A 14,207-nucleotide genomic window follows, 5' to 3' on the forward strand; every position below is an offset into this window, starting at 1 on the left:
CGCCCGATGGCCTGGTTGCAACGACTCAACGACCCTCTCCGCCAGCCCCTGGCCGGCACCTTGGGCGAGACCTATGCCGCGCAGCTCGAGCGCCTTGGCGCGGTTGCCCCGTTCGAACTGGCGGTGCTGGGCGGGCGTGCCATGGCCACGCCGGGCCTGGCCTTCCTTATCGGTTACCAGGCCGCCCTGCGCGTGCTCTGGCCCAGTGCACCCGCCAGCCTTGGGGCACTGTGCGCCACCGAGCGGCGCAGCGTGCGCCCGGCTGACATGCATACCCGGCTGGTCGGTTTGCGCCTGAATGGAAACAAGGATTTCGTCACTGCCGGCCTGGATGCCGAGTGGCTGCTGGTTGCTGCGCGCAGCGAAGGGCTGGGTGAAACACCACGGCTGAGCCTGGCGGTGGTTTACCCGGGGGAGGCGGGGGTGACGCTTGAGGCACTGCCGACCCTGCCGCTGATGCCCGAGGTAGGGCACGGACGATTGCAGTTGCAGGATGCGGCCTGTGAGCTGCTGGCTGGCGATGGTTGGGATGCTTACGTCAAACCGTTCCGCTCGCTGGAGGACTTGTACGTGCTCGCGGCGCTGACGGCCTGGCTGTATGGGGTGGGGCAGGAGTGCGGCTGGCCGCAGGAGCTGCGCCTGCGTCTGCTGGGTTTGTTGGCGGGATGTGCCGAGGGCAGCCGGCAATGCGCCGACAGCGTCGGCTGCCACCTGTTGCTGGGTGGATTGTTCTCGCAGTTTCAGGAGCTGCGCGGGGCGATCGACAAAGCGCTGCTGGCGGGGCCGGAGCAATGGGCGCAGCTGTGGCAGCGGGATCAGGGGGTGCTGGCATTGGCCACTGCGGCGCGGGAAAAGCGCCTGGCCAAGGCCTGGGTGGCAGCAGGGCTGTCATGAAAGCCTGAAAAGCTGTGTGACCTTTTTTGATCCCGGGGCCGCAAAGCGGCCCCCAGCAGGCGATGAAGATGAAAGCATTTGCACTGCTTCTTGCTTTAGCCATGTGCCCTGCCTGGGCCGAAGTCTGGCCCGCACCTGACTGGCCCATCGACAACGCCACCTTCGACTGGCAGGCCGTCGACGCCTACGCCTTCCCCGAGCGCAACGCCAGCGAACGCAGCGGCATCCGCACCGACGCCCTGTTGATCATCCGCGACGGTCGCATCCTCCACGAACGCTACAGTGCCCCCACCACCGCCAATACCGCCCACCTGACCTGGTCGGTCAGCAAGAGCGTGCTGGCCACCGTGCTCGGCGTCGCCCAGGGTGAGGGCCGTTTCCAGCTGCAGGACCCGGCCGCACGTTTCTACCCGCCGATGCAGGCCCATCCTGACGTGCACCTGGCCGACCTGCTGCACTGGGCCAGCGGCCTGGACTGGCAGGAAGACTATGAATACGCACCGTTGAAGTCCTCCGTCGTGGCCATGCTCTATACCCGTGGGCGCGACGACATGGCGGCCTATACCGCAGCCCGTGCCAGCGCCGAAAAGCCCGGCCAGCGCTTTTCCTACTCCAGCGGCGACAGCAACGTGCTGGCAGCCGCCTTGCGCGGCATGCTCGATGCCGGCACCTATGCCGACTACCCCTGGCAGGCACTGTTCACCCCGCTGGGTATCGACAGCGCGGTCTGGGAGCGTGACGGCGCGAGTACGTTCGTTGGCTCTTCCTACCTTTATCTCAGTGCCCGCGACCTGGCGCGCATCGGCTTGCTGATGCAGCGCGATGGCCGCTGGCAAGGCCGCCAGCTGTTGCCGCCGAGCTGGGTTGCCTTCAACCGCACTCCCTTTACCCAGGCCGCCACGATGCCCGGCGAAGCCAACCCGGGTGGCCACTGGTGGCTCAACCTGCCATTGCCAGGTAGCCCGACACCGTGGCCCGATGCCCCGACCGATACCTACGCCGCGCTTGGCCACTGGGGCCAGGCGCTGTACATCGTGCCGTCGCAAAAATTGCTGATCGTGCGCTATGCCGATGACCGCGACGCCAGCTACAGCCATAACGAACTGCTCAAGCGGGTGCTGGCGGCGCTGGTCAAGGAGGGCGCATGAAGCGCGTGCTGTTGCTGGTGATCGTCGCCTTGCTCGGCTGGGCCTGGCTGGAGCGCCAGGCGCTGGCGGACTTCCCAGGTATTCTCTCGGCCTATTCGGCCAAGGAGTACTGCTCTTGCCGCTTTGTCATGGGCTTCGACGAGGCCTATTGCCGGGGCTATGTGAAGCAATGGTTGCCCCTGAGCCGGCTGGAGGAAGACGGCCCGCAACGGCGGGTCACCGCCGAGGGCCTCGGCCAGCGCAACCAGGCGGCCTGGCAGAGCGCGCAGGCCGGCTGCCGCTTGCTGCCATGAGGACGGGCGGGTAAGGTTGGCGGTCAAGTTTCACGAGACCTGCCATGTTCAAGCTGCCCCGTTTTCTACCTGCCCTGCTGCTGGCTTTGTGCCTGCCCGCCCACGCCAACTGGCACCTCGATGGCGAGTCCTCACGCCTTTCTTTCGTCACCGGCAAGAACGGTGATACCACCGAGGTGCATCGTTTTCTGGTGTTGCATGGCAGCGTTGACCGCAAGGGCGCGGCTGCGCTGAGCATCGAAATGGACTCGGTGAGCAGCGGCATCCCGCTGCGTGACGAACAGATGCGCGACAACCTGTTCGAGGTGGAGCGCTTCGCCGAGGCGAGCGTGAAGGCGCAGATCGACCTGCGACCGATCAACGACCTGGCCGATGGTGCGCAGATCGAACTGCGCCTGCCGCTGACCGTCACCCTGCATGGCCAGTCACACAGCTACAACGCGCTGCTGCTGGCCACCCGCCTGGATCAGCGGCGCTTTCAGGTAGTGACCCTCGAGCCGCTGGTACTGCGGGCCTCGGACTTTGGCCTGTTGCCAGGGCTGGAAAGCCTGCGCAAGTTCGCCAAGCTGAAATCCATCAATCCGTCGGTACCGGTCAATGCGGTACTGATCTTCAACGCCCGCTGACATGCCGGGGCCGGTCTTCCCCTGGCGGGATGGCAATGAATTCGAACTGCTGATCGACGGCCCCGAGTTCTTTCCGCGCATGCTCCAGGCGATCCTGCGCGCCGAGTTCCAGGTCGACCTCGAACTCTACCTGGTCGAGGCCGGTGCCTGTGCCGAGGCGGTGGTTGAGGCGCTGGAGCAGGTGGCACGCCGCGGCGTGCGAGTGCGTTGCCTGTTCGATGACTATGGCTCGCTGGCCTTTACGGCGGCGTTGCGCCAGCGCCTGCTGGAGGCCGGGGTGTACTTGCGCTGGTACAACCGCTTGCGCTGGAAACGTGGTTTTCGCAATCTGTACCGCGACCACCGCAAGCTGTTGCTGGTGGACGAACGCTGGGCGGTAGTCGGTGGCACTGGCGTCACCGACGAGTTCTGGACGCCAGGTGAGCCGACCAGCGAATGGCACGAGGTGATGGTGCAGATGCAAGGGCCCGTGGTGACCGACTGGCAGTTGCTGTTCGACCGCCAGTGGCAAGCCAACAACCGCCGCACCGCCTGGCGCCCGGCCGAAGGCTTCGGCTTGCCGCGCCTGCCCAAGGTGCCGGTGCAAGGCCAGGGCATGGGCCGGGTGGCCTATGCCGACGCCCGTCAGCATCAGGACATCCTGCATTCGCTGGTTCGGGCGATCAACAGTGGCAAGCAGCGGGTGTGGCTGGCCACGCCTTACTTCCTGCCGACCTGGAGCGTGCGCCGGTCGTTGCGCCGCGCCGCCGGCAAAGGCGTTGACGTGCGCTTGCTGCTGACCGGGCCACGTACCGACCATCCTTCGGTGCGTTATGCCGGGCACCGCTATTACCCCCGATTGCTGCGTGCCGGAGTGCGCATCTACGAGTACCAGCCGTGCTTCCTGCACTTGAAGATGGTGCTGATCGACGACTGGGTCAGTGTCGGCTCGTGCAACTTCGATCACTGGAACCTGCGCTTCAACCTGGAAGCCAACATCGAGGCCCTCGACCCACCGCTGACGGCCGCCGTGCAAGCCAGCTTCGAGCGCGATTTTGCCTTGAGCGAGGTGGTCGACCTTGACCATTGGCATGCCCGGCCGCTGTGGCGTCGGGTGAAGCAGCGCGTATGGGGCTGGCTGGACCGGCTGGTGGTCAACTTGCTCGACCGGCGCGACTGAGAGCGGCTATCGTGCAGTGACTGTCTCTAGGCAATCGAAGGAGTGGGTGCGATGACGGCGAAAAAGATTCTCATGCTGGTTGGCGACTATGTCGAAGATTACGAAGCCATGGTGCCGTTCCAGGCACTGAGCATGGTCGGGCACACGGTGCATGCGGTGTGCCCGGAGAAGGTTGCGGGGCAGACCGTGCGCACGGCGATTCATGATTTCGAAGGCGAGCAGACCTACAGCGAAAAGCCAGGGCACAATTTTGCCTTGAACTACGATTTCGTGCGGGTGCGGGCCGAGGGGTACGACGCGTTGCTGATCCCCGGTGGCCGGGCGCCGGAGTACCTGCGCCTGGATGAGAAGGTGCTGGAGCTGGTGCGAGCGTTCAACCAGGCCGGCAAGCCGATTGCGGCGGTGTGCCATGGCGCGCAGCTGCTGGCGGCAGCGGGTGTGCTGGAAGGGCGCGAGTGCAGTGCTTATCCGGCATGTGCGCCGGAAGTGCGCCTGGCGGGTGGTACGTTCATCGATATCGCGGTGGACCAGGCGCATGTCGATGGCAACCTGGTGACCGCGCCTGCGTGGCCAGCGCACCCGGCGTGGCTGGCCGCTTTCCTCAAGGTACTCGGCACCCGTATCGCCTGACGAACGCTCCCACAGGGGCCGTGTTGCGTCAGGCAACCTGCTCGATCCAGTCATTGAGGTTGTAGTAGTTGGTGACCCGGGCAATCTTGCCGCAGTGAATGTAGAAAAAGGCCCCCGCCGGCAGCACGTAGGTCTGCCCATTGGCTGCCGGCAGCCCTTCGTCGTCGGCCAGGTATTCGCCATGCACGGTGAATTCCGCCGCCGCCCGGCTGCCGTCGGCGTTCTGCATCACCACGATGTCGGCCAGGCGCTCGCGGTAGCAGCGGTTCATCTTGTCCATGAACGCAGCGAACTTCGCTTTACCCATGTGCCGCTCGCCCTGGTTGATGTCATGGATCACGTCTTCGCTGAGTAGTGCCAGGAAGGCCGGCATGTCGCCGGCATTGAAAGCGGCGTAGTAAGCATTTACCAGTTCGGTAGCGGTCATGGAACAATACCTGTCGTGTAGGGAAAAGGCGGTGTGCTGGCTCGGATGATAGGGTTTCCCCTCAAGCCCGGCTTAGCCGAGCGCGTCATCCACATCGACAAAACGACCGCCAAGCATGGAAATACGCCTGTTGCACGGCGCCGCTATCGCGCCTTACATCGATGACCTCGCTCGCCTGCGCCTGACCGTGTTCCGCGAGTTCCCCTACCTCTACGACGGCACCCCGGAGTACGAGGCCGAATACCTGGCCAGCTACACCCGTTCCGGCCGCAGCCTGGTGGTGCTGGCCCTGGACGAAGGCCAGGTGGTGGGTGCCTCCACCGGACTGCCGCTGGTAGATGTGGCCCCGCAGTTCCAGCAGCCGTTCCTGGCCCTGGGGCGCGACCCGGCCAGTGTCTACTACTTCGGTGAGTCGCTGGTACTGCCGGCGTACCGCGGCCGGGGCCTGGGCGTGCGCTTCTTCATCGAGCGCGAGTCCTATGCCCACAAACTGGCCGAGTTCGACTTCTGCGCGTTCTGTGCCGTGGAGCGCCCGGGTGTACATCCGCGCCGGCCTGCGGACTACAAGCCGCTGCACGGGTTCTGGCGGAATCGCGGCTTCCTGCATGAGCCGGCGCTGCGCACCAGTTACGCCTGGCGCGATTTGGACGAGTCGGAAAGCTCGGAAAAGATCATGTCGTTCTGGACCAAGGAACTGCCCATTTGATCCGCCTTGCGGCTTGCCAGTACGCCATCGAGCTGCATGAAACCTGGGACGCCTATGCCGAGCATTTGCAGGCCCTGTGTGCCGAGGCCGTGGCAGAAGGCGCCCAGCTGCTGTTGTTGCCGGAATACGCTGGGCTGGTGCTCAGCGGCCAGTTGCCGGCCGAACAGCGTGGCGACCTCAAGGGCTTGATCACCGGCATTCAGCCGCTGATCGAGCCCTGGCTGGCCCTGTGTGATGGGATTGCCCGGCGCTGGGGCATCTACCTGCAGCCGGGCAGTCTGCCGGTGCTCGACCGCGATGGGCAGTACCGCAACCGTGCCTGGCTGTTCGGCCCCAAGGGCATGCTCGGTTATCAGGACAAACTGATGATGACCCGCTTCGAGCGGGAGCATTGGGGCATTGCCGCAGGTCATGGCCAGCAGGTGTTTGATACTGATCTCGGGCGCCTGGGCATTCTGATCTGCTATGACAACGAGTTCCCGATGCTGGCGCGGCGCTTGGCCGAGGGTGGTGCCGACCTGATCCTGGCGCCGAGCTGCACCGACACCGAGGCGGGCTACCATCGGGTACGCATTGGCGCGCAGGCACGGGCATTGGAAAACCAGATTGCCGTGTTGCAGAGCCCGACGGTGGGGGTGGCGCCCTGGTCGCCGGCACTGGATGAGAATATCGGCCGGGCTGGGCTGTTCGTTCCGCCGGATCATGGGCTGCCGGGGGACGGGGTGGTTGCGTTGAGTCAGGCGATGAGCCCGGTGAGCAGCCAGTGGCTGGTGTGCGAGGTGGATCTTGAGGAAGTGCGGCGGGTGAGGCGGGAAGGGCAGGTGTTTACTCGCAGGGACTGGCCGGAGCAGTTCGAGAGAATCTTGTGAAAACAGCGGTGGCCCCATGCCGGGGCCACCACCGTTACAGGAGGCTTACTTCACCTCGACTGCCAGGCTTTGAGCAATCTTGCTCTGCCACAGGGCAGGGCCAGTGATGTGCACCGACTCACCGTTGCTGTCGACCGCGACGGTCACCGGCATGTCCTTGACCTCGAACTCGTAGATCGCTTCCATGCCCAGCTCGGCGAAGGCCAGGACCTTCGACTTGCGGATGGCCTGGGCCACCAGGTAGGCAGCGCCACCCACGGCCATCAGGTACACGGCCTTGTTGTCCTTGATCGCTTCGATAGCGGTCGGGCCACGCTCGGACTTGCCGATCATGCCCAGCAGGCCGGTCTGCTCGAGGATCTGGCGGGTGAACTTGTCCATGCGGGTGGCAGTGGTCGGGCCGGCTGGGCCTACCACTTCGTCACCGACCGGGTCGACCGGGCCGACGTAGTAGATGAAGCGGCCTTTCAGGTCCACCGGCAGTTCTTCACCGCGGTTGAGCATCTCGACCATGCGTTTGTGCGCGGCGTCGCGGCCGGTGAGCATCTTGCCGTTGAGCAGGATGGTCTCGCCTGGCTTCCAGCTGGCGACTTCCTCAGGGGTGATGTCGTCGAGGTTGACGCGGCGGGCGCTCGGGCCGGCTTCCCAGACGATTTCCGGGTAGGCATCCAGCGACGGTGCTTCAAGCTCGGCAGGGCCGGAGCCGTCGAGCACGAAGTGGGCGTGGCGGGTGGCGGCGCAGTTGGGGATCATGCAGACCGGCAGCGAAGCTGCGTGGGTCGGGTAGTCCATGATCTTGACGTCGAGCACGGTGGTCAGGCCGCCCAAGCCCTGGGCGCCGATGCCCAGCTGGTTGACCTTCTCGAACAGCTCCAGACGGATTTCTTCGAGGCGGTTCTGCGGGCCACGGGCTTTCAGTTCGTGGATGTCGATGGACTCCATCAACACTTCCTTGGCCATCACCGCGGCCTTCTCGGCGGTACCGCCGATGCCGATGCCGAGCATGCCAGGCGGGCACCAGCCAGCGCCCATGGTCGGGACGGTCTTCAGCACCCAGTCGACGATCGAGTCGGACGGGTTGAGCATGGCCATCTTCGACTTGTTCTCCGAGCCGCCGCCTTTGGCTGCAACGTCGACCTCGACCTTGTCGCCAGGGACGATGGAGTAGTGGATGACGGCCGGGGTGTTGTCCTTGGTGTTTTTGCGGGCACCGGCCGGGTCGGCCAGGATCGAGGCGCGCAGGACGTTTTCAGGCAGGTTGTAGGCGCGACGCACACCTTCGTTGATCATGTCGTCGACGCTCAGGGTGGCGCCGTCCCAGCGCACGTCCATGCCCACGCGCACGAACACGGTGACGATACCGGTGTCCTGGCAGATCGGGCGGTGGCCGGTGGCGCACATGCGCGAGTTGATCAGGATCTGGGCGATGGAGTCGCGTGCCGCAGGCGACTCTTCGCGCAGGTAGGCCTCGTGCATCGCCTGGATGAAATCGACGGGGTGGTAGTACGAGATGAATTGCAGGGCGTCGGCGACGCTCTGAATCAGGTCGTCTTGCTTGATCACGGTCATGCAGCGCGCTCCTCTTAAAGACGGGAACATTCAAAAAGACGCTCGACGGTGCCGACCAGCGTGTCGAAGCGCCTTGCAAGGCGCGCCGGCAGGCTGGCCGACGCAAAAGGGCGCGGCAGTATAGCGCGCCTCACCGCTCGAAACACCTGCGTGTGGTCTGGACCATGGTCGGCAGGCGCCAGGCATCCTTTTTGCTGCCAATGCGCGCTTGGCATACAGTGATCCGGTGATCGATGGAGACAGACTTACCATGCCCGAACTTTGCGTGGGCGCGCGCCGCTGGACGGTGCCGACCGGCAGCAACCTGCTCGATGCCTTGAATGAGGCCGGGTTCAACGTGCCCTACAGCTGCCGTGCCGGCAGTTGCCACGCCTGCCTGGTGCATTGCCTGCAAGGGCAGCCGGTGGACGCCTTGCCCGAGGCACTGTCGCTGGACAAGCATGCCTTGGGCTGGCGTCTGGCTTGCCAGTGTCGGGTGGTCGAGGACCTGCGCGTGGCGGTGTTCGACCCGCAGCAGGATGGCGTGCCGGCGCGAGTCTGCGCGGTGGACTGGTTTGGCAATGTGCTGCGCGTGCGGCTGCTACCGCAACGGGCGTTGCGTTATCAAGCGGGGCAACATGTGGTGTTGTGGTTGGGTGCGGTAGCTCGGCCTTATTCCCTGGCCAGCCTGCCGGGGGAAGATGATTTCCTCGAATTTCATATCGATTGCCAACGAGCAGGTGCCTTTTGCGACAAGGCCCGTGGGCTGAAGGCGGGCGATGAGTTGCGCCTGGGTGAGTGCAGGGGCGGGGCGTTGCACTACGACCCGGACTGGCAGGCGCGGCCGCTCTGGTTGCTGGCAGCGGGCACCGGCCTGGCGCCGTTGTGGGGCATCTTGCGCGAGGCAGTGCGCCAAGGGCATGACGGGGAGATTCGAGTGGTGCATGTGGCGCGGGACCACGCTGGGCACTATCTGGCGGAGCCGCTGATGCAATTGCAGGGTGTGAAGGTCGAGCTTGTGCTGGCGGAGCAGATGGAGGAGGCGCTGGTGGGGTTGCGGCCGTCATCGCGGCAGACGGTGGCACTGGTGTGCGGGGCGCCGGGGAGTGTCGAGCGGTTTGCCCGGCGGCTGTTTATTGCCGGGGTGCCGCGGGGGCAGGTGTTTGCTGATGTGTTCGTTGAACATGCATGAGGCATTTGTGATACCTGTGCGGGCCTCATCGCGACCTTCGGTCGCTCCTACGGGGAATTGCGATTTCCTGTAGGAGCGACCGAAGGTCGCGATGAGGCCTCAAAGGCTATCAGCCGACCAGCGGATCACCCACGTGCAAGATCTTCATGCCGTTGGTGCCACCGATGGTGTGGTAGCTGTCACCCTTGGTCAGGATCACCCAGTCACCTTGCTCCACCAGGCCGCGCTTGAGCAGCTCGTCGACGGCTGCCTGGCTGACCTTGTCGGCCGGCAGCGAGGCCGGGTCGAAGGCGATCGGGTAGACGCCGCGGAACATGTTGGCGCGGGCCTGGGTGGCGCGGTGCGGCGACAGTGCGAAGATCGGCACGTGCGAACGCAGACGCGACATGATCAGCGGGGTGTAGCCACTTTCGGTCAGGGCGATGATCGCCTTCACGCCCGGGAAGTGGTTGGCGGTGTACATGGCTGCCAGGGCGATGCTTTCGTCGCAGCGCTCGAAGGTGGTGTGCAGGCGGTGGCTGGACTTCTGGCTGGTCGGGTGCTTTTCGGCACCGGAGCAGATACGGGCCATGGCCTGTACGGCTTCGATCGGGTAAGAACCGGCGGCGCTTTCGGCCGACAGCATCACCGCGTCGGTGTTGTCCAGCACGGCGTTGGCCACGTCGGACACTTCGGCACGGGTCGGCATCGGGTTCTGGATCATCGACTCCATCATCTGGGTCGCGACGATCACCGCTTTGTTGTTGCGGCGGGCGTGCTGGATGATCTTCTTCTGGATGGCGATCAGCTCGGCGTCGCCGATTTCCACGCCCAGGTCGCCACGGGCAACCATCACCGCGTCGGAAGCGAGGATCAGCTTGTCGAGGGTCTCGTCGTCGGCAACGGCCTCGGCGCGCTCGATCTTGGCAACCAGCCAGGCGCTGCCGCCGGCTTCGTCACGCAGCTTGCGTGCGTATTCCATATCGCTGGCGTCACGCGGGAAGGAGACGGCCAGGTAGTCCAGGTCCATTTCCGCGGCGAGCTTGATGTCGGCCTTGTCTTTCTCGGTCAGGGCCGGCGCGGTCAGGCCGCCACCTTTGCGGTTGATGCCTTTGTGGTCCGACAGCGGGCCACCGATGATCACCACGCAGTGCAGGGCGTCTGCGGTGGCGGTTTCGACGCGCATGACCACACGGCCGTCGTCGAGCAGCAGTTCGTCACCAACGCCACAGTCCTTGACCAGGTCGGGATAGTCGATACCGACGATGTCCTGGTTGCCTTCGGTCAGCGGGTGGGCGGTGGAGAAGGTGAACTTGTCACCGATCTTCAATTCGATGCGCTTGTTGGCGAACTTGGCGATGCGGATCTTCGGACCCTGCAGGTCGCCCAGCAGTGCGACATGGCGGCCGTTCTTGGCGGCGATGTCACGGATCAGGCGGGCGCGCGCCTTGTGCTCGTCCGGAGTGCCGTGGGAGAAGTTCAGGCGTGCCACGTCCAGGCCGGCGAGGATCAGCTGTTCGATCACTTCCGGCGAGTTGCTGGCGGGGCCAAGGGTGGCGACGATTTTGGTACGGCGGATGCTCATGCACAGACTCCTATAGTGAAGCGCAGCGAAAGGCTACTCCTCAATTGCGCTGTAGTCATTGTTCCGTTGCACTACCTGCGACCAATGCAGGGGGGCATTTGAACGGGCGGGAGTATCCTTGCAAATGGCTGTGAAGATTTGCCGGCAATGGCCGATAAACAGGCATCAAAGGAGATACCCCATGCGCGCCCTGATCATAATCGCCCTGGCGGCCAGCACCGTCGGCTGCACCCGCTGGTCCATGGACCACCACCTGAACAACGCCTACCGCGCCTATGACCGGGGCGATTGCTCGAAGGTCATGCTGGAGTTGTCGCAGGTCGACCGCACCAGCCGTGCGCGGCCGTTCATCCACCCGGAAGTGTCGCTGCTGCGTGGCCAGTGCCTGGAGCGCGACAGGCTTTATGTGGATGCGGCGCAGACCTACGAGTACCTGATCCAGCAGTACCCGGGCAATGAATACGCTTACCGGGCCAAGGCGCGCCTGGAGACCCTGCAGAAGCTCGGGCACTACCGTGGTGCAGAGGCGGCGGTGGCCAACCCGGTCAATACCCCTACTTGGCGTTAACACCAAGGTGTCATTAATTTCACGGGATTTGACCGGCGCGCTGCGCTAATCTGTAACTCAGCTGTTACAACAACCGCCAGTACCTTGCATTCCTGGCATCAGGTACGGGACTGCACTCGCGATCATGTTCATCCAGCGCCATATCGAACGCCATCAGTTGCCTTGTGTGCTGAAGGTCTACAACCGCTTTACCGATCAGCCGATCGGTCAGCTGGGCAATGCCTCCGAAGACGGGATCATGCTGATCAGCTCGCTGCCTGTGCTGGTCGGGCCGGACTTCGAGCTGCAATTGCGGATCCCGCTGGCCGGTGGCGGATTTCAGTTCATCAACCTGACCGCCAGTTGCCTGTGGTGCCGCGAAGACCAGACCCCGGGCCACTACGATTCCGGTTTCATGCTGCTGCAGGCGCCGCGTGAATACGATGAGTTCGTCCGCTCGCTGCGCGACTATTTCAGTTTCCGCCCCGCCAACGCTTCCGCCTGAGCCTGTCTCCGCTAGAATCGGGTCGACCTCGAAACAGGACGACCCCGTGACTTCCAGCATCTTCTGGCACGACTACGAAACCACTGGCATCAACCCACGCTGCGACCGGCCGTTGCAGGTCGCTGGCGTGCGCACCGATTTCGAACTCAACGAAATCGAAGAGCCGATCAACCTCTATTGCCGCCCTTCGGACGATATTCTGCCGCACCCGGCCGCCTGTCTGGTCACCGGTATCACCCCCGAGCAACTCGCCAACCAGGGCCTGTGCGAAGCCGAATTCATGACCCGCGTCCACGCACAGCTGGCGCGCCCTGGCACATGCGCTGCCGGCTACAACACCCTGCGCTTCGACGACGAAGTGACCCGCTACAGCCTGTACCGCAACTTCTTCGACCCTTATGCCCGCGAGTGGCAGGGCGGCAACAGCCGCTGGGACTTGATTGACGTAGTGCGCACTGCCTACGCCCTGCGTCCGGAGGGCATTGTCTGGCCGCAACAGGACGGGCGCACCAGCTTGCGTCTTGAATTGCTCAGCCAGGCCAATGGCATCGACCATGGGCATGCCCACGAAGCGCTTTCCGACGTACGGGCCACGATTGCCCTGGCACGCCTGATCAGGCAGCAACAACCCAAGTTGTACGAGTGGCTCTTCCAGTTGCGCAGCAAGCACAAAGTGATGGAGCAGATCCGTCTATTGCAGCCTCTGGTACATATATCCGGGCGCTTTTCCGCAGCGCGTAATTATCTGGGGGTGGTCCTGCCATTGGCCTGGCACCCGCGTAATCGTAATGCACTGATTGTGTGTGACCTGCATCAGGAAACCCTACCGTTAATAAGGGAAAGTGCCGAGGTACTGCGCGAGCGTTTGTACACGCGGCATGAGGAATTATCTGAAGGACAATTACCGGTACCGCTCAAGTTGGTACAGATCAATCGCTGCCCGGTAGTCGCTCCGCTTTCGGTATTGCGCCCTGCCGATCAGCAGCGACTGGGTGTCGATCTGGCAATGATGCAATCACGCGCTGAACAGTTGGCTAATCAACAGGCTGAATGGCAGGACAAGCTTGAGCATATCTACGGCAAGGAGGACTTCGCTGCGGTTGAAGACCCGGAACAGCAGTTGTATGACGGTTTCATCGGTGATCGCGACCGCCGCCTGTGCGAGCAAGTTCGCACGCTGGACCCTGCGCAATTAGGGCATGGCCACTGGATGTTCGATGATCCGCGTCTGCCGGAGTTGTTGTTCCGCTACCGCGCCCGTAACTTCCCGGAAACCTTGAACAGCGAAGAGCGCCAGCGCTGGTATGGCTTCTGCCAGCAGCGCCTGAGCGATCCGCAATGGGGGGCACCGAACACGCTGGGTGATTTCGAGCAGGCCAGGCTGAGCGCCTGGGCCAACGCCGACGAGGCCGGGCGGCGAGTGCTGGACGCCTGGCAGGCGCATGCCAGCAACTTGCGTGAGCAGTTTGCAATCAGCCTTTGAATGAGCAAACAAAAACGCCGGCATCATGCCGGCGTTCTTGTTTGTATATACAAAGCGTTGCTGTGGACAGTCAGTCCAGCAGGGTCGCCCAGCTTTCAACCACGTCACCACCCCATTTGGCTTTCCATTCTTTCAGGGTCTTGTGGTTGCCGCCTTTGGTTTCGATCACTTCACCGTTGTGCGGGTTCTTGTATTGCTTGACCTTGCGCGCACGCTTGGTAGCAACTGGTTTCGCTGCACCGCGTGGGGCTTTGCTCAGTTTCGACTCTGGGTCGAGCAGGGCGATGACGTCGCGCAGCGACTTGGAGTATTCGCCCATCAGGGTGCGCAGTTTGCCTTCGAACTCCAGTTCTTTCTTCAGCTTGTCATCCTGCGACAGGTTGGCCAGGCGGGCCTGAAGTTCCTTGATGGCTTCTTCGGTAGCGCGGTATTCGTTGATCAGGGACATGGAGTGTTCCTTTAATGCGTGTTCAGAAATGAGTGAGGCAATAATAGACAGACGATACTCTCAAGTAAACATATTATTCGGCACTTAACTGTTAGTAGCCCTGTGACAAAATATCTCAAAATTAAGAAAAATTTACATATGACCCTGCAGTTCGTCCTGATTGTCATC

The 14,207-nt window shown here is 63.4% G+C and carries 16 protein-coding genes; 12 read left to right on the forward strand and 4 right to left on the reverse strand.

The features are described from left to right. The first annotated feature begins 6 nt into the window (after positions 1 to 6). The 6 genes from ACLEJU_RS01095 (at position 7) to ACLEJU_RS01120 (ending at position 4,750) form a co-directional block, all read left to right on the forward strand. The gene (locus ACLEJU_RS01095) at positions 7 to 894 is read left to right on the forward strand and encodes an acyl-CoA dehydrogenase (protein WP_435421598.1); all 888 of its coding nucleotides are present in this window, start codon (positions 7 to 9) and stop codon (positions 892 to 894) included. A 68-nt stretch (positions 895 to 962) separates the two neighbouring features. Next, positions 963 to 2,042 carry a serine hydrolase domain-containing protein gene (locus ACLEJU_RS01100; protein WP_435421597.1) on the forward strand — a complete coding sequence of 360 codons (1,080 nt, stop codon included), beginning with the start codon at positions 963 to 965 and terminating at the stop codon, positions 2,040 to 2,042. Beyond that, positions 2,039 to 2,335: an amidase gene (locus tag ACLEJU_RS01105; protein ID WP_435421596.1), complete on the forward strand. Its 297-nt coding sequence runs from the start codon at positions 2,039 to 2,041 to the stop codon at positions 2,333 to 2,335. The genes ACLEJU_RS01100 and ACLEJU_RS01105 overlap by 4 nt, the downstream gene beginning before the upstream one ends. Positions 2,336 to 2,379: 44 nt before the next feature. After that, positions 2,380 to 2,961, forward strand: a complete 582-nt coding sequence (locus ACLEJU_RS01110) for a YceI family protein (RefSeq protein WP_435421595.1) — start codon at positions 2,380 to 2,382, stop codon at positions 2,959 to 2,961. Position 2,962: 1 nt separating this feature from the next. Next, complete coding sequence (locus ACLEJU_RS01115; protein WP_435421594.1) at positions 2,963 to 4,120, forward strand: phospholipase D-like domain-containing protein; 1,158 nt, start codon at positions 2,963 to 2,965, stop codon at positions 4,118 to 4,120. 51 nt (positions 4,121 to 4,171) lie between these two features. Further along, positions 4,172 to 4,750 carry a DJ-1/PfpI family protein gene (locus tag ACLEJU_RS01120; RefSeq protein ID WP_435421593.1) on the forward strand — a complete coding sequence of 193 codons (579 nt, stop codon included), beginning with the start codon at positions 4,172 to 4,174 and terminating at the stop codon, positions 4,748 to 4,750. Between the two features lie 28 nt (positions 4,751 to 4,778). On the opposite strand, the gene ACLEJU_RS01125 is transcribed toward ACLEJU_RS01120, so the two are convergent. Beyond that, positions 4,779 to 5,177, reverse strand: a complete 399-nt coding sequence (locus tag ACLEJU_RS01125; protein ID WP_400721982.1) for a nuclear transport factor 2 family protein — start codon at positions 5,175 to 5,177, stop codon at positions 4,779 to 4,781. Between the two features lie 115 nt (positions 5,178 to 5,292). Between ACLEJU_RS01125 and ACLEJU_RS01130 the strand changes: the two genes are divergently transcribed. Together ACLEJU_RS01130 and ACLEJU_RS01135 are read left to right on the forward strand one after the other, a co-directional pair. Continuing rightward, entirely contained in the window at positions 5,293 to 5,883 is a 591-nt protein-coding gene (locus ACLEJU_RS01130) for a GNAT family N-acetyltransferase (protein WP_435421592.1), read from the forward strand. Beyond that, positions 5,880 to 6,752, forward strand: coding sequence for a carbon-nitrogen hydrolase family protein (locus ACLEJU_RS01135; RefSeq protein ID WP_435421591.1), 873 nt, complete (start codon positions 5,880 to 5,882; stop codon positions 6,750 to 6,752). The genes ACLEJU_RS01130 and ACLEJU_RS01135 overlap by 4 nt, the downstream gene beginning before the upstream one ends. Before the next feature lie 45 nt (positions 6,753 to 6,797). On the opposite strand, the gene ACLEJU_RS01140 is transcribed toward ACLEJU_RS01135, so the two are convergent. Next, positions 6,798 to 8,321, reverse strand: a complete 1,524-nt coding sequence (locus ACLEJU_RS01140; protein ID WP_012274004.1) for a fumarate hydratase — start codon at positions 8,319 to 8,321, stop codon at positions 6,798 to 6,800. 250 nt (positions 8,322 to 8,571) lie between these two features. Here ACLEJU_RS01140 and ACLEJU_RS01145 point away from each other — a divergent pair, with 250 nt between their 5' ends. After that, positions 8,572 to 9,492 carry an iron-sulfur-binding ferredoxin reductase gene (locus ACLEJU_RS01145; protein ID WP_435421590.1) on the forward strand — a complete coding sequence of 307 codons (921 nt, stop codon included), beginning with the start codon at positions 8,572 to 8,574 and terminating at the stop codon, positions 9,490 to 9,492. A 109-nt stretch (positions 9,493 to 9,601) separates the two neighbouring features. Here the strand turns inward: ACLEJU_RS01145 and pyk are convergent, their stop codons facing one another. Beyond that, on the reverse strand, positions 9,602 to 11,056 hold the full coding sequence (gene pyk, locus ACLEJU_RS01150) for a pyruvate kinase (protein WP_110635940.1): 1,455 nt from the start codon (positions 11,054 to 11,056) through the stop codon (positions 9,602 to 9,604). Positions 11,057 to 11,237: 181 nt separating this feature from the next. On the opposite strand from pyk, the gene ACLEJU_RS01155 reads away from it, so the two are divergent. From ACLEJU_RS01155 to sbcB, 3 genes are all read left to right on the forward strand, one after another. After that, complete coding sequence (locus ACLEJU_RS01155; RefSeq protein ID WP_435421589.1) at positions 11,238 to 11,624, forward strand: tetratricopeptide repeat protein; 387 nt, start codon at positions 11,238 to 11,240, stop codon at positions 11,622 to 11,624. 124 nt (positions 11,625 to 11,748) lie between these two features. Continuing rightward, entirely contained in the window at positions 11,749 to 12,108 is a 360-nt protein-coding gene (locus ACLEJU_RS01160; protein ID WP_110635946.1) for a PilZ domain-containing protein, read from the forward strand. Positions 12,109 to 12,154: 46 nt separating this feature from the next. Beyond that, on the forward strand, positions 12,155 to 13,591 hold the full coding sequence (sbcB, locus tag ACLEJU_RS01165; RefSeq protein WP_435421588.1) for an exodeoxyribonuclease I: 1,437 nt from the start codon (positions 12,155 to 12,157) through the stop codon (positions 13,589 to 13,591). 70 nt (positions 13,592 to 13,661) lie between these two features. On the opposite strand, the gene mvaT is transcribed toward sbcB, so the two are convergent. Then, the gene (gene mvaT / locus ACLEJU_RS01170; protein ID WP_027917937.1) at positions 13,662 to 14,039 is read right to left on the reverse strand and encodes a histone-like nucleoid-structuring protein MvaT; all 378 of its coding nucleotides are present in this window, start codon (positions 14,037 to 14,039) and stop codon (positions 13,662 to 13,664) included. Positions 14,040 to 14,207 lie beyond the last annotated feature (168 nt).

The organism is Pseudomonas sp. SMN11 (genome assembly GCF_052041945.1).
Classification (GTDB): Bacteria; Pseudomonadota; Gammaproteobacteria; order Pseudomonadales; family Pseudomonadaceae; genus Aquipseudomonas.

Bases quoted from the DNA above. Each gene is read 5' to 3' on its own strand.
- ACLEJU_RS01095 (WP_435421598.1), top strand. From the start codon at position 7: ATGGCCTGGTTGCAACGACTCAACGACCCTCTCCGCCAGCCCCTGGCC.
- ACLEJU_RS01100 (WP_435421597.1), top strand. From the start codon at position 963: ATGAAAGCATTTGCACTGCTTCTTGCTTTAGCCATGTGCCCTGCCTGG.
- ACLEJU_RS01105 (WP_435421596.1), top strand. From the start codon at position 2,039: ATGAAGCGCGTGCTGTTGCTGGTGATCGTCGCCTTGCTCGGCTGGGCC.
- ACLEJU_RS01110 (WP_435421595.1), top strand. From the start codon at position 2,380: ATGTTCAAGCTGCCCCGTTTTCTACCTGCCCTGCTGCTGGCTTTGTGC.
- ACLEJU_RS01115 (WP_435421594.1), top strand. From the start codon at position 2,963: ATGCCGGGGCCGGTCTTCCCCTGGCGGGATGGCAATGAATTCGAACTG.
- ACLEJU_RS01120 (WP_435421593.1), top strand. From the start codon at position 4,172: ATGACGGCGAAAAAGATTCTCATGCTGGTTGGCGACTATGTCGAAGAT.
- ACLEJU_RS01125 (WP_400721982.1), bottom strand. From the start codon at position 5,177: ATGACCGCTACCGAACTGGTAAATGCTTACTACGCCGCTTTCAATGCC.
- ACLEJU_RS01130 (WP_435421592.1), top strand. From the start codon at position 5,293: ATGGAAATACGCCTGTTGCACGGCGCCGCTATCGCGCCTTACATCGAT.
- ACLEJU_RS01140 (WP_012274004.1), bottom strand. From the start codon at position 8,321: ATGACCGTGATCAAGCAAGACGACCTGATTCAGAGCGTCGCCGACGCC.
- ACLEJU_RS01145 (WP_435421590.1), top strand. From the start codon at position 8,572: ATGCCCGAACTTTGCGTGGGCGCGCGCCGCTGGACGGTGCCGACCGGC.
- pyk (WP_110635940.1), bottom strand. From the start codon at position 11,056: ATGAGCATCCGCCGTACCAAAATCGTCGCCACCCTTGGCCCCGCCAGC.
- ACLEJU_RS01155 (WP_435421589.1), top strand. From the start codon at position 11,238: ATGCGCGCCCTGATCATAATCGCCCTGGCGGCCAGCACCGTCGGCTGC.
- ACLEJU_RS01160 (WP_110635946.1), top strand. From the start codon at position 11,749: ATGTTCATCCAGCGCCATATCGAACGCCATCAGTTGCCTTGTGTGCTG.
- mvaT (WP_027917937.1), bottom strand. From the start codon at position 14,039: ATGTCCCTGATCAACGAATACCGCGCTACCGAAGAAGCCATCAAGGAA.